This window comes from Sphaerisporangium dianthi, assembly GCF_042654065.1.
Taxonomy (GTDB): domain Bacteria; phylum Actinomycetota; class Actinomycetes; order Streptosporangiales; family Streptosporangiaceae; genus Sphaerisporangium; species Sphaerisporangium dianthi.
The window spans coordinates 14,044-37,260 of the sequence record NZ_JBHSFP010000031.1; the positions used below are offsets into that span (position 1 = coordinate 14,044).

19 protein-coding genes and 1 pseudogene are annotated in these 23,217 nt (G+C 71.0%); 12 read left to right on the forward strand and 8 right to left on the reverse strand.

Annotated features, from left to right (window positions below; translation table 11 throughout):
• Positions 1–14: 14 nt before the first annotated feature.
• From ACFO60_RS31910 to ACFO60_RS31925, 4 genes are all read left to right on the forward strand, one after another.
• Positions 15–1,487, forward strand: a complete 1,473-nt coding sequence (locus ACFO60_RS31910) for an APC family permease (protein WP_380847875.1) — start codon at positions 15–17, stop codon at positions 1,485–1,487.
• Positions 1,484–2,113 carry a GNAT family N-acetyltransferase gene (locus ACFO60_RS31915; RefSeq protein WP_380847878.1) on the forward strand — a complete coding sequence of 210 codons (630 nt, stop codon included), beginning with the start codon at positions 1,484–1,486 and terminating at the stop codon, positions 2,111–2,113. The genes ACFO60_RS31910 and ACFO60_RS31915 overlap by 4 nt, the downstream gene beginning before the upstream one ends.
• Positions 2,114–2,468: 355 nt before the next feature.
• Entirely contained in the window at positions 2,469–3,941 is a 1,473-nt protein-coding gene (locus ACFO60_RS31920) for an arabinofuranosidase catalytic domain-containing protein (protein WP_380847881.1), read from the forward strand.
• A 392-nt stretch (positions 3,942–4,333) separates the two neighbouring features.
• Entirely contained in the window at positions 4,334–5,989 is a 1,656-nt protein-coding gene (locus tag ACFO60_RS31925; RefSeq protein ID WP_380847884.1) for a M28 family peptidase, read from the forward strand.
• 128 nt (positions 5,990–6,117) lie between these two features.
• Here the strand turns inward: ACFO60_RS31925 and ACFO60_RS31930 are convergent.
• Positions 6,118–6,354 (reverse strand): annotated as a pseudogene (locus ACFO60_RS31930) (TetR/AcrR family transcriptional regulator C-terminal domain-containing protein); the annotation flags it as partial.
• A 20-nt stretch (positions 6,355–6,374) separates the two neighbouring features.
• Here ACFO60_RS31930 and ACFO60_RS31935 point away from each other — a divergent pair.
• Complete coding sequence (locus ACFO60_RS31935) at positions 6,375–7,004, forward strand: MFS transporter (protein WP_380847887.1); 630 nt, start codon at positions 6,375–6,377, stop codon at positions 7,002–7,004.
• Here ACFO60_RS31935 and ACFO60_RS31940 read toward each other — a convergent pair.
• On the reverse strand, positions 6,998–7,330 hold the full coding sequence (locus ACFO60_RS31940) for a histone-like nucleoid-structuring protein Lsr2 (protein WP_380847890.1): 333 nt from the start codon (positions 7,328–7,330) through the stop codon (positions 6,998–7,000). The genes ACFO60_RS31935 and ACFO60_RS31940 overlap by 7 nt on opposite strands.
• Positions 7,331–8,053: 723 nt before the next feature.
• Here ACFO60_RS31940 and ACFO60_RS31945 point away from each other — a divergent pair.
• From ACFO60_RS31945 to ACFO60_RS31960, 4 genes are all read left to right on the forward strand, one after another.
• Positions 8,054–9,010, forward strand: coding sequence for a TIGR03885 family FMN-dependent LLM class oxidoreductase (locus ACFO60_RS31945; protein WP_380847893.1), 957 nt, complete (start codon positions 8,054–8,056; stop codon positions 9,008–9,010).
• A 289-nt stretch (positions 9,011–9,299) separates the two neighbouring features.
• A complete protein-coding gene (locus ACFO60_RS31950) occupies positions 9,300–9,878 on the forward strand; it encodes a GNAT family N-acetyltransferase (protein ID WP_380847896.1) in 579 nt (192 codons plus the stop codon).
• Positions 9,875–10,321, forward strand: a complete 447-nt coding sequence (locus ACFO60_RS31955; protein ID WP_380847899.1) for a hypothetical protein — start codon at positions 9,875–9,877, stop codon at positions 10,319–10,321. The genes ACFO60_RS31950 and ACFO60_RS31955 overlap by 4 nt, the downstream gene beginning before the upstream one ends.
• Positions 10,322–10,363: 42 nt before the next feature.
• Positions 10,364–11,098, forward strand: coding sequence for a GNAT family N-acetyltransferase (locus tag ACFO60_RS31960; RefSeq protein WP_380847902.1), 735 nt, complete (start codon positions 10,364–10,366; stop codon positions 11,096–11,098).
• On the opposite strand, the gene ACFO60_RS31965 is transcribed toward ACFO60_RS31960, so the two are convergent.
• Both ACFO60_RS31965 and ACFO60_RS31970 read right to left on the reverse strand, forming a co-directional pair.
• On the reverse strand, positions 11,095–12,327 hold the full coding sequence (locus ACFO60_RS31965) for a YbfB/YjiJ family MFS transporter (RefSeq protein WP_380847905.1): 1,233 nt from the start codon (positions 12,325–12,327) through the stop codon (positions 11,095–11,097). The genes ACFO60_RS31960 and ACFO60_RS31965 overlap by 4 nt on opposite strands.
• Positions 12,324–12,635, reverse strand: coding sequence for a muconolactone Delta-isomerase family protein (locus tag ACFO60_RS31970; protein WP_380847908.1), 312 nt, complete (start codon positions 12,633–12,635; stop codon positions 12,324–12,326). The genes ACFO60_RS31965 and ACFO60_RS31970 overlap by 4 nt, the downstream gene beginning before the upstream one ends.
• 131 nt (positions 12,636–12,766) lie before the next feature.
• Between ACFO60_RS31970 and ACFO60_RS31975 the strand changes: the two genes are divergently transcribed.
• On the forward strand, positions 12,767–13,690 hold the full coding sequence (locus ACFO60_RS31975; RefSeq protein ID WP_380847911.1) for a LysR family transcriptional regulator: 924 nt from the start codon (positions 12,767–12,769) through the stop codon (positions 13,688–13,690).
• 41 nt (positions 13,691–13,731) lie between these two features.
• On the opposite strand, the gene ACFO60_RS31980 is transcribed toward ACFO60_RS31975, so the two are convergent.
• From ACFO60_RS31980 to ACFO60_RS31995, 4 genes are all read right to left on the reverse strand, one after another.
• The gene (locus tag ACFO60_RS31980) at positions 13,732–14,226 is read right to left on the reverse strand and encodes a MarR family winged helix-turn-helix transcriptional regulator (protein ID WP_380847914.1); all 495 of its coding nucleotides are present in this window, start codon (positions 14,224–14,226) and stop codon (positions 13,732–13,734) included.
• Between the two features lie 302 nt (positions 14,227–14,528).
• Complete coding sequence (locus ACFO60_RS31985; protein ID WP_380847917.1) at positions 14,529–15,368, reverse strand: SgcJ/EcaC family oxidoreductase; 840 nt, start codon at positions 15,366–15,368, stop codon at positions 14,529–14,531.
• Positions 15,369–15,408: 40 nt separating this feature from the next.
• Positions 15,409–16,470: a sigma-70 family RNA polymerase sigma factor gene (locus ACFO60_RS31990; RefSeq protein ID WP_380847920.1), complete on the reverse strand. Its 1,062-nt coding sequence runs from the start codon at positions 16,468–16,470 to the stop codon at positions 15,409–15,411.
• Positions 16,471–16,507: 37 nt separating this feature from the next.
• Positions 16,508–17,698 (reverse strand): sensor histidine kinase, encoded by a 1,191-nt coding sequence (locus tag ACFO60_RS31995; RefSeq protein WP_380847923.1) that lies wholly within the window; start codon positions 17,696–17,698, stop codon positions 16,508–16,510.
• Between the two features lie 283 nt (positions 17,699–17,981).
• On the opposite strand from ACFO60_RS31995, the gene ACFO60_RS32000 reads away from it, so the two are divergent.
• Positions 17,982–20,732, forward strand: coding sequence for a helix-turn-helix transcriptional regulator (locus tag ACFO60_RS32000; protein WP_380847926.1), 2,751 nt, complete (start codon positions 17,982–17,984; stop codon positions 20,730–20,732).
• A gap of 715 nt (positions 20,733–21,447) precedes the next feature.
• On the forward strand, positions 21,448–23,121 hold the full coding sequence (locus ACFO60_RS32005; protein ID WP_380847929.1) for a glycoside hydrolase family 27 protein: 1,674 nt from the start codon (positions 21,448–21,450) through the stop codon (positions 23,119–23,121).
• Positions 23,122–23,217 lie beyond the last annotated feature (96 nt).

Sequence of the window (23,217 nt, forward strand, 5' to 3'; positions counted from 1 at the left end):
CTCACGGAGTACGGATGTCCCTCACAGAGCAACGACCCAGCGTCGTGTCCGCCGCACTGGCCAAGGATCGGCTCGGTGTCCCATCGGTCGTGTTCTTCGTCATCTCGGCGGCGGCGCCGCTGATGGTGGTCGCGGGCTCGGTCCCGACGGCGTACGCGGTGACGGGCGTCATCGGCGTGCCGTTCGCCTTCCTGCTGCTCGGCGCCGTCTTCGCCCTCTTCGCCGTCGGGTACGTGACGATGGCCAGGCACGTGGTGAACGCGGGCGCGTTCTACGCCTACGCCGCCCAGGGGCTCGGCCGGACGCAGGGGGTCGCGACCGCCTGGGTGGCCCTGCTGGCCTACAACGCGCTGCAACTCGGCCTCTACGGCATCATCGGCTCGGCCGCCGAACCGCTGCTCCTCGACTGGTTCGGCGGCTCGCCCGCGTGGTGGGTGATCGCGCTGGTGGCGTGGGCGCTGACCGGCCTGCTCGGCCTGCTGCGGGTGGAGGTCAACGGCAAGATCCTCTCCATCCTGCTCGTCAGCGAGATCACCGTCGTGCTGGTGTTCAACGTGGGCGACCTGCTGCACGCGTCTCCGGCCGGCATCGGCTTCGAGGGGTTCACCCCCGGCTCGCTGTTCGTGCCCGGGGTGGGCGCCGCGCTGGCCACCGTCGTCGCGGGTTTCGCCGGCATCGAGTCGTCGGTGGTCTTCGCCGAGGAGTCCAAGGACCGCAACAGGACCGTCCCCATCGCCACCTACGTGGGCATCGGGGTCATCTCGGTGCTGTACGCGGTCTCCGCCTGGGCGCAGACCGTGCCGACCGGGTCGTCCGGAATCGTCAAGGCGGCGACCGAGCAGGGGCCCGTGCTCATCTTCAACCAGGCGGCCGCCCACATGGGCTCGACCGTCGCGACGATCGGATCGGTGCTGTTCGTGACGAGCAGCATCGCCTGCATGATCGCCTTCCACAACACCACGGCCCGCTACATCTTCGCCCTCGGCCGCGAGAACGTGATCCCCTCGGTGTTCGGGCGCACCTCGGCCCGCACCGCGGCTCCGATGGCCGGGTCGCTGCTGCAGACGGCGCTCGGCCTGATCGTGATCGCCGTCTACGCGATCTCCGGCCTCGACCCGGTCACGAAGCTGTTCTTCACCTTCGGCGCGTTCGGCGGCCTCGGGCTGCTGAGCCTGCTCACCATCACCTCGATCGCGGTGATCGTGTTCTTCTCCCGCAACCCCTCGGGGGAGACGATGTGGCGCACCCGCATCGCCCCGGCCCTGGCGACGCTGGCGCTCTGCGTGATCATCGGGATGACGCTGATCAACTTCGACACGGTCCTCGGCGTCGCGCCCGACTCGGTTCTCCGCTGGATCCTGCCCGGCATCTTCGTCGTCGCCATCGTCTTCGGCGTCGTGTGGGGCCGGGTGCTGAAGGCCACCCGGCCGGCGGTGTACGCCAACATCGGCCTCGGCGCCCAGGCCGTCAGCGGAGGCTCCAAGTGACGGCCGAGATCACCCGGGTGACGGACCCGGCCGCGGCCGGCGAGATCATCGCCGGCGCGTTCAGCCACGACGCCATCTCCCGCTGGCTCATCCCGCCGCCCGAGGACCCGCTGCCGATCCAGCGGCGGTTCTTCACCATGCACGCGGAGCACGCGCTCGACCACGGCGACATCTACGGGATCAACGAGGACGGACGGCTCGCCGGGGTCGCGGTCTGGTTCGCCTCCCCGTTCCCCGACATCCCCGGCCAGGAGGAGAGGGTCGCGTCCATCGCCGGGGAGCACGCCGGGCGCTACGGCATCCTCGGCGAGCAGATGGACAAGCTCCATCCGCACGAGCCGCACCACTACCTGGCGTTCATCGCCCTGGTCGGAGGCCGGACCGGCCGCGGCCTCGGCAGCCTGCTGCTGGAGGAGCACCACCGCGTGCTCGACGCCCAGGGCATACCGGCCTACCTGGAGGCCAGCAGCGAGGCGAGCCGCCGACTGTACGTCCGGCACGGCTACGTGGACATGCCCGAGCCGCTCCGGCTGCCGGACGGCCCGGTGATGTACCCGATGTGGCGGGCCCCGCTCCCCGCCACCGGCGGCCGTGCCGAGCGGAGACCGTCCGACCCTGTGAAGTGACCGGCGCGGACGAGCGGGCGGGGACCGGCGAGGTGACCCCGCCCGCTCGTCCGTTCGTCCGTGCGGGTGGCGCCCCGGTCTGGAACTTTCATCACCTTCGACCCGGGCGTGATGTGACGAGCGGGAGTAAGGGCGGACGGCGAACGAGACGCCGGGACCGAGGCTTGACGGGACCCGGCCGCGTCATATTTGCTCCGCCGCACCACCACTATTTCCACAACAGAAGAGAACGCTCTCCTGTTAGCGCCAGCAGCCTCAGCCTTTTCGGAAGACCCCGCCTCCGGTGCCCGCGAGAACGTCACAGCCGGATGTGAGCGCTAACAGCCTCTTCGAGGACGCAGCTCCGGGAGTACTCATGAAGATCGCTAGAGTTCGGCTCTGGCTCGCCACCGGGATGGCCGCCGCGCTCGGCGTGGCCGGCGCGCTGACCGCGCCCGCTGTCCAGGCGGCGGCCGGATGCCGCGTGGACTACACGGTGAGCAGTCAGTGGCAGGGCGGCTTCGGCGCGAACGTGAACATCACCAATCTCGGCGACCCGATCAACGGCTGGCGGCTGACCTGGTCGTTCTCCGCAGGTCAGACCATCACCCAACTGTGGAACGGCTCGGTGGCGCAGTCGGGCGCCCAGGTCACGGTGACCAACGCCTCCTACAACGGGACGATCGGCACCGGGGCGAGCACGGCGTTCGGCTTCAACGGCGCCTGGAACGGCAGCAACCCGGCGCCGGCGGCGTTCGCCCTCAACGGCACGACGTGCACCGGCGGCGTGACCACGTCGCCCAGCCCGTCCACGACTCCCACGCCCAACCCCACCCCGACCCCCACCCCGACGCCCACCCCGTCGCCGTCGCCGACGCCCACGCCCACACCGGGCGCGAACCTGCCGTGTGACATCTACGCCGCGGGCGGCACGCCGTGCGTGGCCGCGCACAGCACGGTGCGCGCGCTCTACCGCTCCTACACCGGCAACCTGTACCAGGTCAGGCGCTCGTCGGACAACACGACCAGGAACATCGGCGTGCTGACCACGGGCGGCCCCGCCAACGCGGCGGCCCAGGACTCCTTCTGCTCCGGCACCTCCTGCGTCATCACGATCCTCTACGACCAGTCCGGACGCGGGAACAACCTCGGCTACCAGGGTTCCGGCGGCGTCGGCGGCGCCGTCTCGCCCGCCAGCGCGACCAGGGAGTCGCTGACGATCGGGAGCAGCAAGGCCTACTCGCTCTTCATCCCCGGGTCGAGCAGCTACTGGAGGGACGGCCACCTGACGGGCATTCCGACCGGTAGCGCGCCCGAGGGCATGTACATGGTGACCAGCGGCACGCACGTCAACAGCGGCTGCTGCTTCGACTACGGCAACAGCGAGACGACCCGGCGAGCCGACGGCGCCGGCGCCATGGACGCGATCTACTTCGGCACGAGCTGCTGGTTCGGCGGATGCTCCGGATCGGGTCCCTGGGTCCAGGCCGACCTCGAATATGGCCTCTACCCCGGAGGCAGCCAGTCCTGGAACCCGAACCAGAGGGCGTTCACCAGCAAGTTCGTCACGGCGACGCTGAAGAACAACGGGACGTCGCGATTCGCGATCAAGGGCGGCAACGCGCAGTCCGGCAACCTGACCACTCTGTGGGACGGCTCGCTTCCCCCCGGATACAGCCCCATGAAGAAGCAGGGCGCGATCATCCTCGGCAGCGGCGGCGACTGCTGCATCGACAACAGGAACCAGAGCGTCGGGACGTTCTACGAAGGAGCCATGGTCGCGGGCTACCCGTCCGACGCCACCGAGAACGCCTTGCACGCCAACATCGTCGCCGCCGGCTACAAGTAGACATCCGTCCTCGTCACCTACCAGGCGACATAGCTTCCCCACGGCTGCCCCGAATTTTCGGTACATGTACGGATGCCACTACGTATGTACTGCGGCTACCTGTGGCCCTACCGTCACGCACAAGTCGGTTCGCCCCCACGAAGTCAGGAGCGTCGTTCCATGTCGTAGCCGCACTGACGGTATAACGTCACTCCCGGCCCTGGGAGTCATGCCGGTGCCGCACGAGTCTTGGCCGCATCGGCGGGCGACCGGCGTATCCGGCGTGTGAGCACTCATTTCTCCACCCCCAGTCCCACATCATCGCGCCGTCCCGCTCTTCGGTGACGGCGCGGTGAACGCTGCCCGCGAACACGGCGAAAGCGCGGCGGTGGGATGCCGAGAAAGGAAAGCACATGAGACGCACGGCTGTCCTCACGGCGACCGTCGCCCTGGCCCTGACGGGCCTGCTCGCCTCCGCGACCCCCGCGAGCGCCCAGGCGCCACCGGAGAGCACCGGGCATCAGGCGCCCGTCAGCGCGCCCCGGGGCGCCCCCATCACCGCACTGGCGGCCCCCGATGTCAGCCTGCAGAACGTCAAGGCCCACCTGAGCCAGTTGCAGAGCATCGCCGACTCCAACGGCGGCACCCGCAGGTCGAGCGGAGCCGGCTACACCGCGTCGGTCGCCTACGTCGAGCAGAGACTGCAGGCCGCCGGCTACACCACGCGGCGCGTGACCTGCTCGCCGGGGTGCAGCAGCGGCGCCGGGCCCAGCCTGGTCGCCGACTGGCCGGGCGGGGACGAGAACCAGGTCATCATGTCCGGCGCCCACCTGGACAGCGTCTCGGCCGGACCCGGCATCAACGACAACGGCTCGGGGTCGTCGATGCTGCTGGAGGTCGCCCTGACCCTGGCCGCGCAGCATCCGACGATGGCCAAGCACGCGCGATTCGGCTGGTGGAGCGACGAGGAGCAGGGCCTTCTCGGCTCGCGCGCCTACGTCAGCTCGCTCGGCTCGTCCGACCGCTCCAAGATCAAGCAGTACCTCAACTTCGACATGGTCGGCTCGACCAACGGCGGCTACTTCATCAACAACATCACCACCACGGCCGCTGCCGACCTGCGCGCGTTCTACACCAACCTCGGCCTGCAGCCGGAGGAGAACACCGAGGGCGCCAACCGCTCCGACGACGCCTCCTTCCGTAATGCGGGCATCGCCACCTCCGGTGTCGCGGCGGGCGCCAGCGCCACCAAGACCTCCTCGCAGGCCGCCAAGTGGGGCGGCACGGCGGGACGGGCGTACGACTCCTGCTACCACCGGTCGTGCGACACCACGGCCAACATCAACGACACCATCCTGGACCGGGCGGGCGACGCCCTGGCGTACGCCCTCTGGACCCAGGCCGTGGGCACCCCCACGGGCCAGGACTTCTCCATCGGCGCCAGCCCCGCGTCCGGCTCCGTGCAGGCGGGCCAGGCGGTCACGACCACGATCAGCACCGCGACGACGTCGGGCGCCGCGCAGACGGTGAACCTCACGGCGTCCGGGCTGCCGAGCGGCGCCACGGCGAGCTTCGCCCCGGCGTCGGTGACCTCGGGCGGCTCCTCGACGCTCACGCTCTCGACCTCGGCGTCGACGCCGGGCGGCACCTACGCCGTCACCGTCACGGGCACCGGCGAGACCACGGCCCACACCACGACATGGACGCTCACGGTCAGCGGCACCGGCGGGAGCCGGACGTTCACCAACGACGCCAACTTCACGATCAACGACTTCGCGGCGATCAACAGCTCGGTCACCTCGACCGCGAGCGGCAGCGCCGTGTCGCCGGTCCGGGTCAGCGTGACGATCTCGCACACCTGCGCGGAGGACCTGCAGATCCGGCTGCGCGGCCCGAGCGGGACGTACTACACCATCGACAGCAGCGGCGGCTCGTCCTGCACCTCCTACGGAACCCGCACCTACTCGGTCGCGGTCAGCCAGGCGGCCTCGGGAACCTGGACGCTGCAGGTGACCGACAACTACCGGCTCGACACCGGCTTCCTCGACAGCTGGAGCGTCACCGTCTGAGCCGGGCCGCGCACGTCCGGACCTGAGCGGCACGGCGAAGGGTCCGCACCCCGACGGCACGACACCCCCGCCGGAAGGTCTCCGGCGGGGGTGTCCCATGTGCGGCGTCGCCGTCGGCGCTCCCCCGCTCAGCCGCCGGCGGGCCGGGGGCCGGTGCCGAAGGCCCGCAGGAACGTGTCCACGCCCGCGATGACGACCTGCTCCACCTCGTCGGGGTGCAGCGGGCGGGTGGTGCTGAGTGCCGGCAGCTCCTCGTAGACCAGGGCGATGAACTGGTTGGCGGCGCGGACCGGGTCTTCGATGCGCAGGTGGCCGGCGTTGGCGAGGCGGGCCAGCCGGCCGGCGAGTGCCTCGATGAACTGGTCGGGCCCGTTGGCGCCTGACCGTGGTCGCGGGCGCGGCGGGCCCGCGGCGCATGGCCCGGGTCATGGGCCTGATCTCCGTCCCGATCACGCTGGGCCCGGTCGTCGGGCCCATCATCGGCGGCCTGATCCTCCAGAACCTCTCCTGGCAGTGGATGTTCCTGGTCAACATCCCCTTCGCGATCGCCGCGATCATCCTGGCGCTCGTCGTGCTCCCCGCCGACCCGCGGGGAAGCGGTCGACCGGCGCCCCTCGACTGGCTGGGCGTCTTTCTACTGTGCCCCGGATTCGCGGCCATCGTCTACGCCCTGTCACGGGCCGGTGGAGACGGCTTCGGCAGCGGCGGAGTGATCGCCGGGCTCGCCGTCGGCCTGCTGCTGTTCGCCTGCTACATCGCCCACGCCCTGCGCACCGCCGGGACTCCGCTGCTCGATGTGCGCCTGTTCCGCGCCAAGGGCTTCACCGCCAGTATGACCACGATGTTCCTGATCGGCGGCGGCCTGCGCGCCCACCGCCGGCTCGTTCGGCGACGCCTTCTGGTGGCCGTTCGCCGCGGCGATCGTGGTGTTCGCCGCCGGGCCGGCAGGCCGCAGCCGCCTGCGGCCGCCCCGGTCGCGGCGCCGTCCGAGCCGGTCGCCGGCGATTATCAGTGAGCCGCTTCGTATTGCTGCACGACGTGTGAGGCGATCCGGCCGCGTTCGCTCACGTTCAGGCCTTGTCCCTTGGCCCAGGCCCTGATTTCCGCGCTCTTGTCGCGGGCTGAGGGTTGGCTACCGCCGCGCTTGCGTCCCCGGGCGGGGGCGCTCTCGCCTCGGCGAGCGCTGGAAACAAAGGGGGTCAGCACCTCGCGGAGCTTCTTGACGTTTTCGCCGCTCAGGTCGATTTCGTAGCTGGTGCCGTCAATTGCGAAGGCGACGGTCTCCTCCGCCGTACTACCGTCGAGGTCGTCGATGAGGAGCTTCTGGATCTGCGTGGCCATCTCATATTCCTTCGTACGAGTGCGTTCAAGGGTCAAAATATACGTCTTGCTCATGTTTGGCAATTCCGTCGCGTTAAACCTCTCTCTGATACCGGGAATGCGTACGTTCCATTCGGCCGGAAGCTTCGGCGTTGCCGGTTGTGAGAGCGTGCCGCCCCTGCTCGCGTACACGATGGCGGGATATGACGGCGCGCCGTTAAGACGTTCGGCGCCCGTCCCGTCCCTCCGCCGGCACGGCATTCGCCGGCCCGGTGCGCTCGCGCCGGTGCCGCACGGAGCCCTCGGATCATGCATGCATAACCTCGCGGCTTCGCGCGATGCGCCGGTTAGGCCGATGTCCCCACCGGCCGCCTGGCGGTCGCAGGTGATGATACAGCGAGCAGAGCGCATAGGGTCGGCAACCGGTAAGGTTGCTTTCCTCTTTTGGGTGTCCGGTCGCGTTGAACCGCGCCCGCCATCGACGGAGACTCCGATGTTCGCCGGTTTACGTGACGCCCTTTGGCCGGCGTGCGCGCCCGGAACAGCCGAGGAGTCAGGGTCTTCCGGGTTGCGGGGCACGTTGTGACGGTGCGGTGGCGCAGCGGATATTCCCGCCCGCGCCCGCGTTCGCATTCGAGCGGGCCGACTTCGCCGAGGGTCGAGTGGCGGCGGCCCGCGGAGCCCTACGCCCCCTGAGCGGTCCGCCAGGGTTGGCCGCGGCTCTGCTGGGTAGCCGCACCGCGCATGACGGAGTATGGAATCCACGCCTCCCACGAGCAGATCCCGCCCGCCGACCTTCTCACCGCGATGGTCGCCGCCGAAAACGCCGGCTTCCAGGCCGCCATGTGTTCCGACCACTTCTCCCCGTGGAGCGAGCGGCAGGGGCAGTCCGCCTTCGCCTGGTCCTGGCTCGGCGCCGCCCTGCAGGCCACCGGGCTCACCTTCGGCGTCGTGAACGCGCCCGGCCAGCGCTACCACCCGGCGATCATCGCCCAGGCGATCGGAACCCTCGGCGCGATGTTCCCGGGCCGCTTCTGGGCCGCGCTGGGCAGCGGCGAGTACAGCAACGAGCACATCACCGGCGGGCCATGGCCGCGCAAGGAGGTCCGCGACGCCCGCCTGCGCGAGTGCGTGGACGTCATCCGCGACCTGCTCGACGGCGAGGAGGTCACCCGTGACGGCCTGGTGACCGTGGACCGCGCCCGGCTGTGGACCCGCCCGGAGACGCCGCCGCCGCTGATCGGCGCGGCGGTGAGCACCGGCACGGCGGCCCGGTGCGCGGAGTGGGCGGACGGTCTGGTCACGGTCAACGGCCCCGAGGACCACCTGCGCGAGATGATCGCGGCGTACCGCGACGCGGGAGGACGCGGACCGCTCTGCCTGCAGGTGCACCTGAGCTGGGCGCCGACGGAGGCCGAGGCGGAGGCGATCGCCCACGACCAGTGGCGCAGCAACGTCTTCCGCCCGCCGATCTGCTGGGACCTTGAGATGGTGGAGCACTTCGACGTGGTCTCCGAGCACGTGACCGTGGAGCAGGTGCGCGGTGTGGTCAACATCTCCTCGGACCTCGACCGGCACACCGACTGGCTGCGCGGCTACGCGGCTCTGGGCTTCGACCGCATCTACCTGCACCACGTGGGCCAGGACCTGCTGCCGTTCATCGAGACCTTCGGCGCCAAGGTCCTGCCCGCGCTGCGCTAGGGCCGGGGGGCCGGTGCCGGCCCCGGCGTCACCGTGACGGCCCCCGGCCCGCGAGCCAGATGCGAGCGACTCGCAATAGCGATCACCCCGCAGGTGTGTCAGACTTCGTTCCGAGTGATGTCGTCGCACCTGCCCGGCGGCACGTCGTCGTCGCTTGGGAGGCACTCATGCGTTCGCCCGCCGAGGACGCCGCGCAGAGTCGCGGCCCGGGTGACCCCACCGCCGGGCCCGACGGCCCGTCGCGGGCGCACCCTCACCGGTCCCGCGGTCATCGCGGAAGCCCTACCCCATGAGCGCGACGCCCGGCTACCGGCCTTCCTCGCCCGGCCGTCCGTCCGGACGGCCGGGCGTGGCACGCACTCGTGTCCGTCTGGTCGGCGCGTCGCAGGCCACGGCCTACCGGGCGGTGCTGGCGGACGTGGGGGGCCGGGTCTTCACCGAACCACCGTGGCACGAACCGTACGGCTTCGCCCGTACCGTGGCGGTCCGCATGCTCATCGACCGCCACCAGCCCGGTTTCGTACTCGCCCTCGCCCTTGAGAGCGAGGGCGAGGGCGAGGGCGGACAGGTGTGCGGGTTCGCCTACGGGCATCTCGCCTCCCGCCTCGCGGCCTGGGCGGGGCAACCGGGCACGGACGACTTCACCCTCAAAGAGATGGCCGTCCTGCCCGAGATGCGCGGACGGGGAACCGGCGCCGCCCTGCACGACGCCCTCCTGACGGCCGCGCGCGGCGGCCCGCGATGGCTGGCCACGCACCCCGCGGCGACGGCCGCCCTCGACCTCTACCGGAAGCGCGGGTGGCGCACGGTAGCCTACCGGCCCGAACGCGCCATGACCCCTCTCATCATGCGAAAGGCGCACGGGTGAACGGTCCACAGGTCACGGTGGAAGTGATCCTCCTCAGGTTCGACGACCGGGGATGGGCCTATCGGCGGTCGACGGCACCGCTCGACGGCACGACCGTCCCGTGCGACCTGGCGAGAACCCTGGCGGGCCGCCCCGCCCTGCTGCACTCCACCAGCTGGCGCCACACCCCCGGGCATGGGCTGATCCTCACCTACGCCGCCTACCCCGACTCCGCGCCCGCCGCGCCCGCCACCCCGCTGGACGAGCTCACCATCGCCTTCGGCGACCGGCCGGACGCGCCCAGCCCCGCCGAGGTGACCACCGACCACGTCGCCGCCCACGCCATCAGGCACCTCGCCCACCTGGCCGGCGGCGACCCGGTGGCCGGCGTCGCGATCGCGAGTGACGAGCCCCTGGCCGCCATGCTCGGCCAGGTGCCGGCGGAGCTCGCCGGCAAGATCTGACACCCGGCGGACCATGGCGGGCGTCCGGTTATCATCGCCCGCGTGGAATCCGTCGACACGTTGCTCGCCGCGCACCGCGCCTACCTCCTGGGCTGGGACATCGGCGCGACCGGGAGCCCTGACCTGGTGACCTACCGCAGCGAGGTGCCGCACGTCTCCCTCAACGGCGTGCTGCGCGTGCGCGGGCGCGCCCCGCGGGATGCGCTCGCCGAGGCCCGCCACCGCCTCGCCGGCCTGCCCCGCATCTGGTGGGCCGGCCCCGACAGTGACGCCGGCACCGCCGAGGCGCTGCTGTCTCTCGGCGCCGTCCAGGTCGCCCGCATGCCGATCATGACCATGGCGATCGACCGGGCGGCCTCCCCGCCCCCGCCCGCCGGGCTGCGCGTCACCGAGACCACCGACCTGGCCGAATTCGTTCCTGCCTACGCCCGGGTGTCCGGAATCGTGCCGGACGGCTTGGCCGCCGCGATCGACCGGGAGAAGGCGTTCTCCGGAGACGGCACGGTGATCAGGCTGGCCGGCCGCCTCGACGACGGCCGCATCGCGGGCACGGCCGTCGCCTGGCTGAGCCACGGCGTGCTCACGCTGTACTTCGTCGGCACCCAGCCCGAGCATCGCCGGCGTGGCATCGGCACGGCCATGACCAGGGCCGCGCTCGACCTGGCCCGCGAAACAGGCGTGCGCACGGCCGCCCTCACCTCGAGCCCCGCCGGCGAATCGATCTACCAGCGCATCGGCTTCCGCACCGTGGGCGCGTTCCAGCTGATGTCGTTCTAGCCCAGAGCCCTGCCGGGCCGCCTCCACGGCATGGGGCCCGCCACCACGTGGTGCGGGAAGCCCACCCCCAGCACGGCGGCGGCGACGGCCGCGGCGAGCACCACGACGGAGGCCAGGATCAGCGCCTGGTGGTAGCCGTGGCGGAGCAGCGGGGCGACCACCAGCGGGCCGAGGATCTGGCCGGCGGAGTATCCGGTGGTGAGCAGGGCGACCGAACGGGGAAACCGCAGGTGGGCGCCCGCGGCCAGCGCCAGGGTGCTGACACCGATGAAGGTCGCGCCGAACAGGACCGCGGAGACCAGGGCGGAGGTCACTCCCCCGGCGAGGGCGGGCAGGGCGATGCCGGCGGCCTGGATGACGAGGGCGGCGAGCAGGAGGCCGGGGCGGGACCAGCGGCGTCCCAGCCAGGCCCACAGCGCCGACGACGGCACGGCCGCCAGACCCACCAGCACCCATGCGCCGCTGCCGGCCCAGCCAGGGGCGCTCTGCCCGATCGCGGCCACGAGGAAGGTGCCGGCGACGATGTAGCCGACGCCCTCAAGCGTGTAGCTGACGAACAGGGCGCCGAACCAGCGGTGCGTGCGCGTCCCGGGCCGAGTGGCCGCCTCGGACGGGCCGGGTGCGGGGGTCTCCTCGGGGCGCAGCGTCCACGAGACGACGCCGAGGAGGGCGCAGAGCGCGGCCGCGACCCACCAGGCGGCCTGCCAGCCGGCGATGCCGCGCAGGACGAGGATCAGCGCCCCGGACAGGGCGATGCCGGCGCCGACGCCGCCGAAGGCCCAGCCGGGCAGGTGGGCCGGGTGCTCCCGCAGATGGCCGAGCAGGGAGTTGACCGCGATGACGAAGATCAGGGCGCTGGCGACTCCGGCCAGCAGTCGCAGCCCGGCCCACGCGGTGGTCGCGTGCGTGGCGGGCATGGCGGCCAGAGTGGCGGTCAGCACGACCAGGGAAGCGCGCAGGACGGCGGGTGAGCGGACCAGCGCCGGGGTGAGGATGCCCACGAGCGCGCCGAGGAGGTAGCCGACGTAGTTGGCGGTCGCCAGGCTCGCGCCGGCGCTCGCGGACAGCCCGGCCTGAGCGTGCATCAGCGGGAGGATCGGGGTGTAGACGAATCGGCCGACTCCCATGCCCGCGGCGAGCGCCGCGGCGACCTGGACGACGTGGCCCCAGGGCGAGTGGAGCGGCCTGCCCGTCCGGGCGGGAGAGGCGTGCCGTGCCCGTGCGCTCATGCCGGAGCCGACGTGGCGTCGTCCTTGCCCGGGTCGTTGGGGTGGGACTCCAGGGCGGTGACGGCGAGGGTCATCCAGGGGCGCAGCGGCAGCGTGCCGAGCACCTTCTCGCGCAGTTCGTCCTCGTCGGCGGCCCGCCAGACGCCGATGCCGCGCTGCTCACCGATCGGGCGCCACAGCCGGGTCAGGTTGCCGGCGGCGGCCAGTTCCCGGGCGCGCACCGCCTCGGCGGCACGCAGCCGGTCGACCTCGTCCTGCCCGGCGCCCTGCGGGACGGTGATGGTGATCTCGACCAGGAACTCTCGCAACGGCCTTGCTCCTTTCGGCGGGATGCCCGGCGGGGGCGTTTCCATGTCCTCCATCGTGTGCCCGCCACCGGAGTCGACGCCACGACCGGTTTCCTCCCTTCTGCGAGGCTTGTCCTCCTACCGCAGGTAGCATGGCGGATGTGGAGCTGCGCCAACTGCGGTACTTCGTCGCGGTCGCAGAGGAACTGAACTTCGGCCGGGCCGCCGCGCGCCTCCTCATCGCGGGCCCCTCCCTGTCTCAGCAGATCAAGGCGCTCGAACGCGACCTTGGTGTGCGGCTGTTCGACCGCGACCGCCGCTCGGTGACCCTCACCCCGGCCGGCGCGGCCCTGCTCCCCGACATCCGCGCCCTGCTGGGCGGGGCCGAGGACCTCCGGCGCCGCGCCGGCCGGCTGTCCGGATCGGAGCCGGTCCGGCTCGGCTACGTCAACTGGCTTCCCGCGGACCTGGCCGCCCGCGTCTCCGCGGTGGCCCGGCTCAACCTCGACGCCTGGATCGCGCCCTCCCACACCCAGGCCGCCCGGGTCGCCGAGGGCGGTCTGGACCTCGCGGTGTGCTGGGTACGGACCGAGGACCTGGAGCGGCGCGGCCTGCGCGCCCGGCTCATCGGCGCCGACCGGCTGTACGCCGTCGCCGCCGGCGACGACACCGGTGACGTGCCCGCCAAGGACACCGCGGTCCTCCTGGAGGAGGACACCACCTCCTGGTCGTCCTGGAACGCCTACGCCGAAGAACTGGTCCGTGACACCGGAGCCCGAGGGGTGCGCGTCTCCGACGGCGGCATCACCGGCCCCGCCTTCTTCGACCATGTCCGCCGCGGCGGGCGCCCGATCGTCAACTCGCCCAAGGGCCAGACCGCCCCGCTCCCGCCCGACCTGGTCAAACGCCGCGTCGTCGCGCCCGAGATCTACTGGACCTGGTCCCTGGTCTGGCGCCGGGACGAGGCGCGCGCCGCGGTCCTCGCCGCCGTCGAGACCCTGTGCGACGGCGTCGGGGACCTCGGCGTCCACGCTCCGGACGCCTGGCTGCCCAGCGGCGACCCGCACCGCGGGTAGACGCCCCGTCCGAGACGTCCTCGCCCTTTCGGGCCGGCGCCTCAGACGAGGTTGGGAAGCCTCCATCGGAGCCGGGTGGACGCGGGGACGTGGAGTGACTCGACGGCGTCGACGAGTGGCACCAGCGCCGGGTTCGCCGCGGCCTCGCCGAGGGCCTCGCGCAGGGCCGCGTCGTTGGTGGGCCTGGCCTCCTCGACCAGCCGGAGGCCGGCCGGGGTGACGTTGGTGTAGATGCCGCGGCGGTCCGTCGGGCAGAGGTAGCGCTCGAGCAGGCCCCGGTCCTCAAGCCGGGTGACCAGGCGCGTGGTGGCGCTCTGGCTCAGGACGACGGCGTCCGCGACCTGCTTCATCTGCAGGTGACCGCCCTCGCCGTCGTGCTGGCGGCTGAGCACGTCGAGCAGGGAGTACTCGCGCACGCTGAGATCGTGCCGGCTCTGCAGGGCGCGCTCGATGTGCGCCTCGATTCTGTCGTGCAGCCAGGAGAGGGCGCACCAGCCCTGGGCCAGGCCGATGAGCGCGGGGTCCGTCGCAGTCATGGGCTTTCCTCCGTCCGCGGGCCGCTCCCCCAAGGATAGACCAGCACCGCGAAAGCCGGTTTCCGCACATAGACGGCGTCGACCTTCAAGCTGCGAGCACCAGCATCACGCGTATGCAACGAGAGTCGGCAGGTCGTCCGTCAGCGCGGGCATGGCAGATGCTTCCTCGTGCGTCCGGAAGGCCGGCCTGCAGAGATCACGGCCGGGTGAGGCGTCCCCAGCTAGGGCGTGTCTCCTGGATCACGACCTAGATGTCCTGTGGATCCTGATATGCATCCAAGGAACGTCGCCGTCGTCGCGGTTCATTCGGGGTGCAGGGCGGTCCTTGCTTCACCGGTGGCGGGGTCGAACGGCACGGACAGGTGCTGATGGATCATCACCCATGTGCCCTTCGTCCGCCGGAACACCCGCGTTCCGCGTGACCAACCGTCGAACGCCTGGGCGTCGGCGTGCTCGACCCGAACGTGGTTGAGCCCCCATGCGACTGCGAGGCCGTCCCGTGCGATGACCTTCAGCTCCGGAACCTCCCAGGTCACCATGGCATCGGCGGAGGCGTCCAAGCTACGTTCACAGACGTCCCGTACGGCCTGGACGCCGAGGTGCTGAAGGGGTTCTTCGTGCTCGTAGGAGACGACGTCATCGGCGATGGCGGCCATCATGCCGTCCAGGTTCTTGGCGGCGGTGTCGTCGGACCAGCGCTGGTGCAGCCGGCGTATCTCCTGCTCGGCGGCGTCGTCGCGCGCGAGGTCGGCGACAGGGAACGAGTGGTGTTCGTGAGCGACAACCCACTGGCCGTGTTCCTTGCGCAGGCCAAGGGTCAACCGTAGGCGCAGGTCGGGGTTGTCGGCGAACTGCTCAGGCATGCCGCACCGCAGCAGGGCGTGCGCGAACGCGACATCGTCACCGACGGTGATGTCCAGCGACCCGATCTCGAACGAGGCGCCTTGTGCCTGCCATTCGAAGAAGGGCGGCCAGGTCTCGCGGTAGGCGTCCAAGCCGCGTACGCCCTCATACGGCGGCGGCACATCGAACATGACGATGTCGCCGGCGTGGTCGGCCACGACCTTGTCGACGTCACCGGCATGGACCGCCTCGGCCCAGCGCTCGATCAGGGTGCGGATCTGTTCTTCGTCAGTGGCCATGGCTCAACCGCGTCCTTCCGGGTCAACGGGTTCGTCACGACTACAACCCGCCCGGATCGCCGAAATCATCGCACGCCGCGAGATCGGTTTCCCTCAGCTCCGCCGGCAGGTCGAACATCGAGAAATCGGTGTCCAAGAAGGAGACCACCTCGGCGATCCGCCCCCCGCGCAGAACGAGCAGATCCAGACCTGCGGCGACGTAAACGCCCCGGTCCTCGTCCCACAGGTACGTGCCGAACGCCAGCTGCGCGTTCGCCCGCGCGGGCAAGAAGCGCCAGCGTCGCGTCGCCGCGGTTCGAGCCAGGAAGCCGCGGATGCCGTCATGGCCCTCATACCAGGCCGTCAGCGGCGGCATCGAGTACTTCGCGTCCTCGGTCAGCATCGCCACAATGGCGTTGACGTCCCCGGCCTCCCAGGCGGCCACATACCGCCGGGCCACATCCCTCCGCGCCGCCTCACTCAGCGAGCTCAACACCTGCTGTTGGGTCGTCTCCGGCAGCAGACCGGCGACGGCCTTCCGGGCCCGTTGAAGCGCACTGTTGACCGCCGCCACCGTGGTTTCCAACAGCTCGGCGACCTCCCCAGAGCCGTACCCGAGAACCTCACGCAGCAGCAAGACCGCCCGCTGCGACGCCGACAGATGCTGCAGCGCCGCGACGAAGGCCAGCTCCACGCTTTCTCGCGCCACCACACGAGCCTCCGGGCCCAGATCCGCCGTCCAGCTCATCAGCCTGTCCGGGTACGGTTCCAGCCACGCGGCCTCGGCCGGCGATGTGCCGTGGAGGCTCAGATCGGTGGGGAGCTCTCGCCGCCCCCGCCGCTCGATAAGCGTCAACGACCTGTTCGTCGCGATCTTGTACAGCCACGGTCGGATCGATCCGCGGTCCTCGAACCGCCCCAGGCCGCGCCACGCCCGATCAAAGGTGTCCTGCACCACGTCGTCCGCATCATGCGCCGACCCCAGCATCCGGTAGCAGTGCGCCCGCAGCTCCTCCCGCAACGGCCCCACCAGACGTCCGAACGCCTCTCCATCACCCTCCCGCGCCGCGGCCAGCAGGTCGCCCGCGGTGGCCTCGTCCACCCAGCCCGACTCAGTACGCATCCACACCCCTGACTGCTGAAACTCATGCCGGCGACTGCTACTCCGATGTCTGAGGAGTCCTGTTCCTCCCCTGGAACCCCCGCCTTTCATCCGGTGAGGCGGTCACGGCCGCGCCCCGGAGGAGCGGGTCCGAAGGTCCGGGCCGGCGACATGCGGGCGGGAGACTCAACGGTATCCGGGCGACGAAGCGGGCGCCCCGTGGCGCGTCCTCGACGGTCAGCGTCCCGTGGTGGGCGGCCACGATCGTCCTGCAGATCGCCAGCCCCAGTCCGGTGCCGCCCGGATCCCTGCTCCGGGCGTCCGCCAGTCGCACGAAGGGGTCGAAGACCTGTTCGCGATCCTGCGGGCGGATGCCCTCCCCGTCGTCGGTCACGACGAGGACCGCCTGGTCGCCATCCCGCCCGACGCTCACCTCGACGTGTGACGCCGCGTGCCGCCTCGCGTTGTCCAGCAGGTTGGTCAGAAGCTGGACCATCTGCAGGCGGTTGCCCTCGACGGTGGTCCCGCCCTCGGCACAGAGGCGTACCGGTACCCCGGATCGGGTTCCGGCGATCTCCTGACGCACCAGCGGGCCGAGATCAAGCCGCTCCGGACCCACCGACGCGTCGGTCCGGATCCGCGCGAACACGAGCATGTCCTCGATCAGGGCCCGGAGCCGTTCCGTGGCGCACACGGCCACGCTCAAGGTCTCGCGCGGGTCGATCTGGCCGGGGTAGAGCAGCGCCTCCTCCATCTGCGCGCGCATGCCGGCGACGGGCGTCTTGAGCTCGTGGGAGACGAGATAGGCGAAGCGCCGCTGCTGTTCCACGGCCTCCTCCAGGCGGGCCAGGGTCTGGTTGGCGGTGCGCGCGAGTCGCCCGATCTCGTCGTCGCAGGACGGTTCGGGCACCCGCATGCTCAGGTCGCTGACGGTGATCTCCGACATCCGCGCCCGGATGGCCGCCACGGGGCGCAGCGCCCGGCCGGCCATGATCCAGGTCACCCAGGCCGCGAAGGCGGTGGCCAGAAGGACCGCCACCGCGATGAGGAGTTCCGTCCAGCCGATGGACAGCGTGCGCGGGCGGATCGTCCCGGCGTAGACGATATGCGACTCCCCCGCCCAGATCAGGCGGGCGTGCAGCCCGACGTCCAGCCCCACTCCGATCACCGCGAAGGCGACCAGCATCAGCGACGCCACCGCCGCGGTGAAGCGCGCCTGTATGGAGCACCGGCGAAGAATGACGGTCAACTTCCCCCCTTGGAGATCTTCCGTGGTCCGCCCGGCTCCGGCCTCGGAGGCGGTCGCGGTCGGCCATGCGTAACGGTGACAGCCCCACTGTCGGACGAGGGGGCCGGTGATCGCGCCTGTAAGAGCCCCCGGTATTCCCCCCCGGGGGCCGGCCCCGGGTGGCCCGGGGCAGGGGCCGGGGACCCGGGACCACCCCGGGGATGCGCGTGGGGCACACGGGGGTGACCCTGGCGAATCCAGGTATGAGACGGGATTAGATCTTCATAACGGGCATTAAGCGCATATGCCCCAACAACGCACTAAACGCTGCCTGTTCGGGCGTTCCCACGAGTGCGATGTGCTCGACCGGCTGCTCGGCCAGGTACGGGCCGGTGGCTGCGCCACGCTGGTGATGAGGGCCGAGGCCGGAGGAGGGAAGACCGCGTTGCTCGACTATGCGGCCGAGCGGGCGACGGGATTCCAGCGCGCCCGTGCCGGCGGCGTGGAGACGGAGATGGAGCTGGCGTTCGCGGGCCTGCAGCAGCTGTGCGCACCGATGCTCGGCCTGCTGGACCGCCTGCCGGCGCGGCAGCGGGAGGCGCTCCAGGTCGCCTTCGGCCACGGCGAGGGACCCGCTCCTGACCGGTTCCTGATCGGGCTCGGACTGCTGACCCTGCTGTCCGAGGCCGCCGCCGAGAAGCCGCTGATCTGCCTCGTGGACGACGCCTCATGGCTGGACCGGGCGTCCCTTCTCTGCCTGGCCTTCGCCGGACGCCGCCTGATGGCCGAGCAGGTCGCTCTGGTGATCACCGTCCGCGAGCAGGACGCCGCGTGGGAGCTGGCCGGGCTGCCCGAGCTGAAGGTGAAGGGAATCGCCGACAACGAGGCGCGCCTGCTGCTGGACACGATCATCCCCGGAAGGCTGGACCAGCAGGTTCGTGATCGGCTCGTCTCCGAATCCCGCGGCAATCCGCTCGCGCTGCTGGAACTGCCCCACGCCATGACGCCCGAAGAACTGGCCGGCGGCTTCGGCCTTCCCAACACCCGGCCCGTCCCCCTCCGCGTCGAGCAGAGTTACCGGCGCCGGCTGGACGCCCTCCCGGACGACACGCGTCTGCTCCTGCTCGCGGCGGCGGCCGACCCGCTCGGCGACGTGCCGTTGCTCTGGCGCACCATCGGGCGCCTCGGCATCGCCCCCTCCGCGGCGACACCCGCCAAAGCCGCTCAGCTCCTCGAGATCGGCACCCGAGTACGCTTCCGGCACCCGCTCGTGCGCTCGGCCGTCTACGGATCGGCCTCGCTGAGCGACCGCCAGCGGGCGCACAGGGCACTCGCCGAGTCCATCGACCCCGCCACCGCCCCCGACCGCCGGGCATGGCACTTCGGACAGGCCGCGAGCGGACCCGACGAGACGGTCGCCAAGGAGCTGACCCGCTCCGCCGTCCATGCCAAGGCGCGCGGCGGCGTCGCGGCGGCCGCCGCGTTCCTGCAGCGGGCGACCGAGCTCACTCCCGAGGCCGGCGACCGAGGGGTGCGGGCCCTGGCCGCCGCCCAGGCCAAGTTCGACGCCGCCGCCCTGGACACGGCCTGTGAGCTGCTGTCGGTCGCGGACACCTGCCCGCTGGACGCTCTCCCGCATGCGCGGCTGGAGCGGCTACGCGCCGAACTCGCCTTCCTGCGCGGCCACGGGCCGGACGCGCCACCGCTGCTGCTCGCCGCCGCGCGGCTGCTGGTCCCTCTGGACGCCGCCCAGGCCCGCGACACCTATCTGGAGGCGATCCTCGCCGCACGCTACGCCGGCAACGTGGACGGCCAGCTCCTGGCGACGGCACGGGCGGCGCGGTCGGCCCCTCCGCCTCCGGACCCGCCACGGTCGGCGGACGTCCTGCTGGACGGGGTCGTGACCCGGCTCACCGAGGGATACGTCCAAGCCGCGCCCCTCCTGCGCCGGGCCCTGGACATGTCCAGGAAGGAGCGCGGCGACCTGACCCCGAACGGCCTCATGTGCACCCTCGCGGCCATGGACCTGTGGGACGACCGGGCGTGGGAGGAACTGGCCCACCTGCAGGTCCAGCTCGCCCGGGAGGCGGGGATGCTCAGCCTGCTTCCCACGACGCTGGACTTCCTCGCCGAGCTGTACATCCAGTCCGGCGACACGGCCGAGTGCCAGGCCCTGCTGGACGAGGCGTCCACCCTCGTCACGCCGCACAGCAGCCAGCCGCCGATCCTCTCACCGATCGTGCTGGCCGCCTGGCAGGGCGACCAAGCCGGGACGTGCCACCTGTTCGACAAGATCGTCGGCGATGCCACCGCGCGCGGGGAGAGGGTCGCGGCCATGCTCGGGGAGTACGCCAAGGCCGTCCTGAACAACGGCCTGGCCCGGTACGACCTCGCGCTGACGGCCGCGCGGCACGGAGGAGAGGAAGCGGCGATCATCCTGGCATCGTGGTCGCTGCCCGAACTGATCGAGGCCGCCGCCCGGAGCGATCGGCCCGACGCCGGGCTACCGGCCCTGGAGCGCCTGTCGGAGTGCACGAGCGCCAGCGGAACGGACTGGGCACTGGGCACCGAGGCGCGGGCACGGGCATTGCTCAGCAAGGGCCCGCAGGCCGAAGCCCTCTACCGCGAGGCGATCGAACGCCTGGGCCGCACCCGGCTGAGCGCTCAGCTCGCCCGTGCGCAACTGAACTTCGGCGAATGGCTGCGGCGGGAGAACAACCGCTGTGCCGCCCGCGAACAGTTGCGCAGCGCCTACGACTTCTTCGCTCATATGGGAGCCGCCGGGTTCGCCGAGCGCGCCCGCAGGGAGTTGCTGGCCACAGGCGAGACGCTGATCGTGTCCCCGGCGCCGTCCGCCGACCGCCTCACCGCCCAGGAGATGCAGATCGCCCGCCTGGCCGCGTCCGGCAGCAGCAATCCGGAGATCGCGGCCGAGCTGTTCATCAGCCCGCGCACCGTCGAATGGCATCTGGGCAAGGTGTTCGGCAAACTCGCCATCACCTCACGCCGCCAGCTCAGCGGCGCCCTCCCCCAGCTCACCCCCACCCCCGTCTGACCCGGCAGCCGAGGAGGCCTCCGCGAACAGGAGGCGCGTGTTCTGCCGGGCGCCGCCGCCTTGCCCGCCCGGCCGGATGACAGGTCGGGCCGCTCGCCCTGCACCCGGCTCAGCCGGGACGACCACCGATCTTCGCCCCGGAGATTCTCCACGGCCCGGCGTGAGCCGCCCGCCGGGCCGAACCGCCTCGCCAGAGGCTGATGATCATGTGAGCCGTTACCTGAACGTTTCATCCTCCGCACCTCGCGGACGACCGGTCTCAGCCCTGGTAGAAGCGACCGGGGAACACCCGGCGGCGTGATGCGATCACGGAGAGGCACTCCGGACCTTGACGGGACTCCGTCGCGTCGTATTTGCTCCGCCGCACCAGCACCGATGCGAAGAGGACCGCGGCGACACCGCGAGTGTTATCGATAACAGCCTGTGGTCGACAACGACCGTGCGACCTGCCATATCCGACCTGCACAGAACCCGATTCGACCTGATGTTAGCGCTAACAGCCGCTCTGTCCCGAGCACTTGGGACGGATCCCGACCGGGATCCGCCGATGGCCGCTCACGTGGCACGCTGATGCGCGCCGCGGCCGTCCGCGCCCGCCGATCCGGCGGGCCACGACCGCCGGTGCGCCGCTGCCTGCGCCGGCTCCCCCGGACCGGCGTCCCCGCCCGTTCCTGACAACACCCGCCTTTCGCCTGTAGGAGGAACATTGCGCAAAGTGAGATCTCGGCTCCTCTCGGCCGCACTCGCCACCGGGGTGCTCGTGGGCGGCCTGATCGCCGTCCAGCAGGAGGCCGGCGCCCTGGAGAACGGTGTGGCGCGTACGCCGCCGATGGGGTGGAACAGCTGGAACACCTTCGGCTGCAACATCAGTGAGTCGCTGATCAAGCAGATGGCCGACGCGATCGTCAACTCGGGTCTGCGTGATCTGGGCTACCAGTACGTGGTGGTCGATGACTGCTGGATGAACTCCACCCGCGACTCCTCGGGCAACCTGCAGGCCAACTCCTCGCGTTTCCCCAGCGGGATGAAGGCGCTGGGCGACTACCTGCACGGCAAGGGACTGAAGTTCGGCATCTACCAGGCCCCGCTGGACAAGACCTGCGCCCAGTACTTCAACTCCTACCCCGGCGCCACCGGCGCCCAGGGACACGAGACCCAAGACGCCCGCCAGTTCGCCGCCTGGGGGGTGGACTACCTCAAATACGACTGGTGCTCCCCCAGCGGCACCATCGACGACCAGGTCCGCACCTTCGCCAAGATGCGCGACGCGCTCGCGGCCACCGGCCGGCCCATCCTGTACAGCATCAACTCCAACAGCGTCCACGACAAGACCGGACCCCGCCGCAACTGGGGCGACATCGCCAACATCTGGCGCACCACCGAAGACATCACCAACAAATGGGACACCGGCCAGACCAACGGCTACCCGATGGGCATCCAGAACATCGTCAACGTCACCGTCCCGCTCGCCTCCTACGCCAAACCCGGCCAGTTCAACGACCCCGACATGATGGAAATCGGCCGCGGCGGCATGACCGACACCGAAATGCGCAGCCACTTCGCCCTATGGGCGGTCATGGCCTCCCCGCTCATCATGGGCAACGACGTCCGCAGCATGGACACCGCCACCCAGACCATCCTGAAGAACCAGAACCTCATCGCCATCAACCAAGACACCCTCGGCCTGCAGGCCACCCAGATCAGCAACGACGGCACCCGCCGCGTCCTGGCCAAGAAACTCAGCAACGGCGACGTCGCCGTCGCCCTGTTCAACCAGAGCGCAAACACCACCACCATCTCCACCACCACCTCCGCCATCGGCCTGTCAGGAAGCTCCTTCACCCTGCGCGACGCCTGGACCAACGCCACCACCAACACCACCGGCACCATCACCGCCAGCGTCCCCGCCCACGCCACCGTGGTCTACCGCGTCAGCGGCGGCACGTCCCCCACACCGGAGCCCACCCCCACGGTGACTCCGACTCCGACCCCCACCCCCACTCCCGGGCAGTCGAGCACGCTGGTGAGCGCGGCGTCCGGTCGTTGCCTGGACGTGCCCAACAGCAGCACCACCAACGGCACCCAGCCGGTCATCTGGGACTGCAACGGCCAGGCGAACCAGCGCTGGACGTTCAGCGGGCAGACCATCCAGGCCCTCGGCAAGTGCCTGGACGCGCCGAACGGAGCCACGGCCGGTTCGAAGGTGCAGATCTGGGACTGCAACGGCGGAACCAACCAGCAGTGGACCCTCAACTCCAACGGCACGATCCGCAACGTGCAGTTGAGCAATCTGTGCCTGGACGTCTACAACAACAACACCGCCAACGGCACCACCGTGATCCTGTGGACCTGCGGCTCCGCCGCCAACCAGCGGTGGAGCAGGGTGTAGGCAAGGAGCCTCCCCCTGACCGATCGGGGCGCCGCGGCACGCCAACGCGCGGCGCCCCACCCGGCGGTACTACGAAGCGCGGCGCCCCACCCGGCG

What these genes read in the sequence shown, in the direction of transcription:
- ACFO60_RS31990 (WP_380847920.1), bottom strand. Translation starts at nt 16,470, where the DNA reads ATGCGTACTGAGTCGGGCTGGGTGGACGAGGCCACCGCGGGCGACCTG.
- ACFO60_RS31950 (WP_380847896.1), top strand. Translation starts at nt 9,300, where the DNA reads ATGAGCGCGACGCCCGGCTACCGGCCTTCCTCGCCCGGCCGTCCGTCC.
- ACFO60_RS31910 (WP_380847875.1), top strand. Translation starts at nt 15, where the DNA reads ATGTCCCTCACAGAGCAACGACCCAGCGTCGTGTCCGCCGCACTGGCC.
- ACFO60_RS31925 (WP_380847884.1), top strand. Translation starts at nt 4,334, where the DNA reads ATGAGACGCACGGCTGTCCTCACGGCGACCGTCGCCCTGGCCCTGACG.
- ACFO60_RS31945 (WP_380847893.1), top strand. Translation starts at nt 8,054, where the DNA reads ATGACGGAGTATGGAATCCACGCCTCCCACGAGCAGATCCCGCCCGCC.
- ACFO60_RS31980 (WP_380847914.1), bottom strand. Translation starts at nt 14,226, where the DNA reads ATGACTGCGACGGACCCCGCGCTCATCGGCCTGGCCCAGGGCTGGTGC.
- ACFO60_RS32000 (WP_380847926.1), top strand. Translation starts at nt 17,982, where the DNA reads ATGCCCCAACAACGCACTAAACGCTGCCTGTTCGGGCGTTCCCACGAG.
- ACFO60_RS31940 (WP_380847890.1), bottom strand. Translation starts at nt 7,330, where the DNA reads ATGGCCACGCAGATCCAGAAGCTCCTCATCGACGACCTCGACGGTAGT.
- ACFO60_RS31985 (WP_380847917.1), bottom strand. Translation starts at nt 15,368, where the DNA reads ATGGCCACTGACGAAGAACAGATCCGCACCCTGATCGAGCGCTGGGCC.
- ACFO60_RS31965 (WP_380847905.1), bottom strand. Translation starts at nt 12,327, where the DNA reads ATGAGCGCACGGGCACGGCACGCCTCTCCCGCCCGGACGGGCAGGCCG.
- ACFO60_RS31975 (WP_380847911.1), top strand. Translation starts at nt 12,767, where the DNA reads ATGGCGGATGTGGAGCTGCGCCAACTGCGGTACTTCGTCGCGGTCGCA.
- ACFO60_RS31920 (WP_380847881.1), top strand. Translation starts at nt 2,469, where the DNA reads ATGAAGATCGCTAGAGTTCGGCTCTGGCTCGCCACCGGGATGGCCGCC.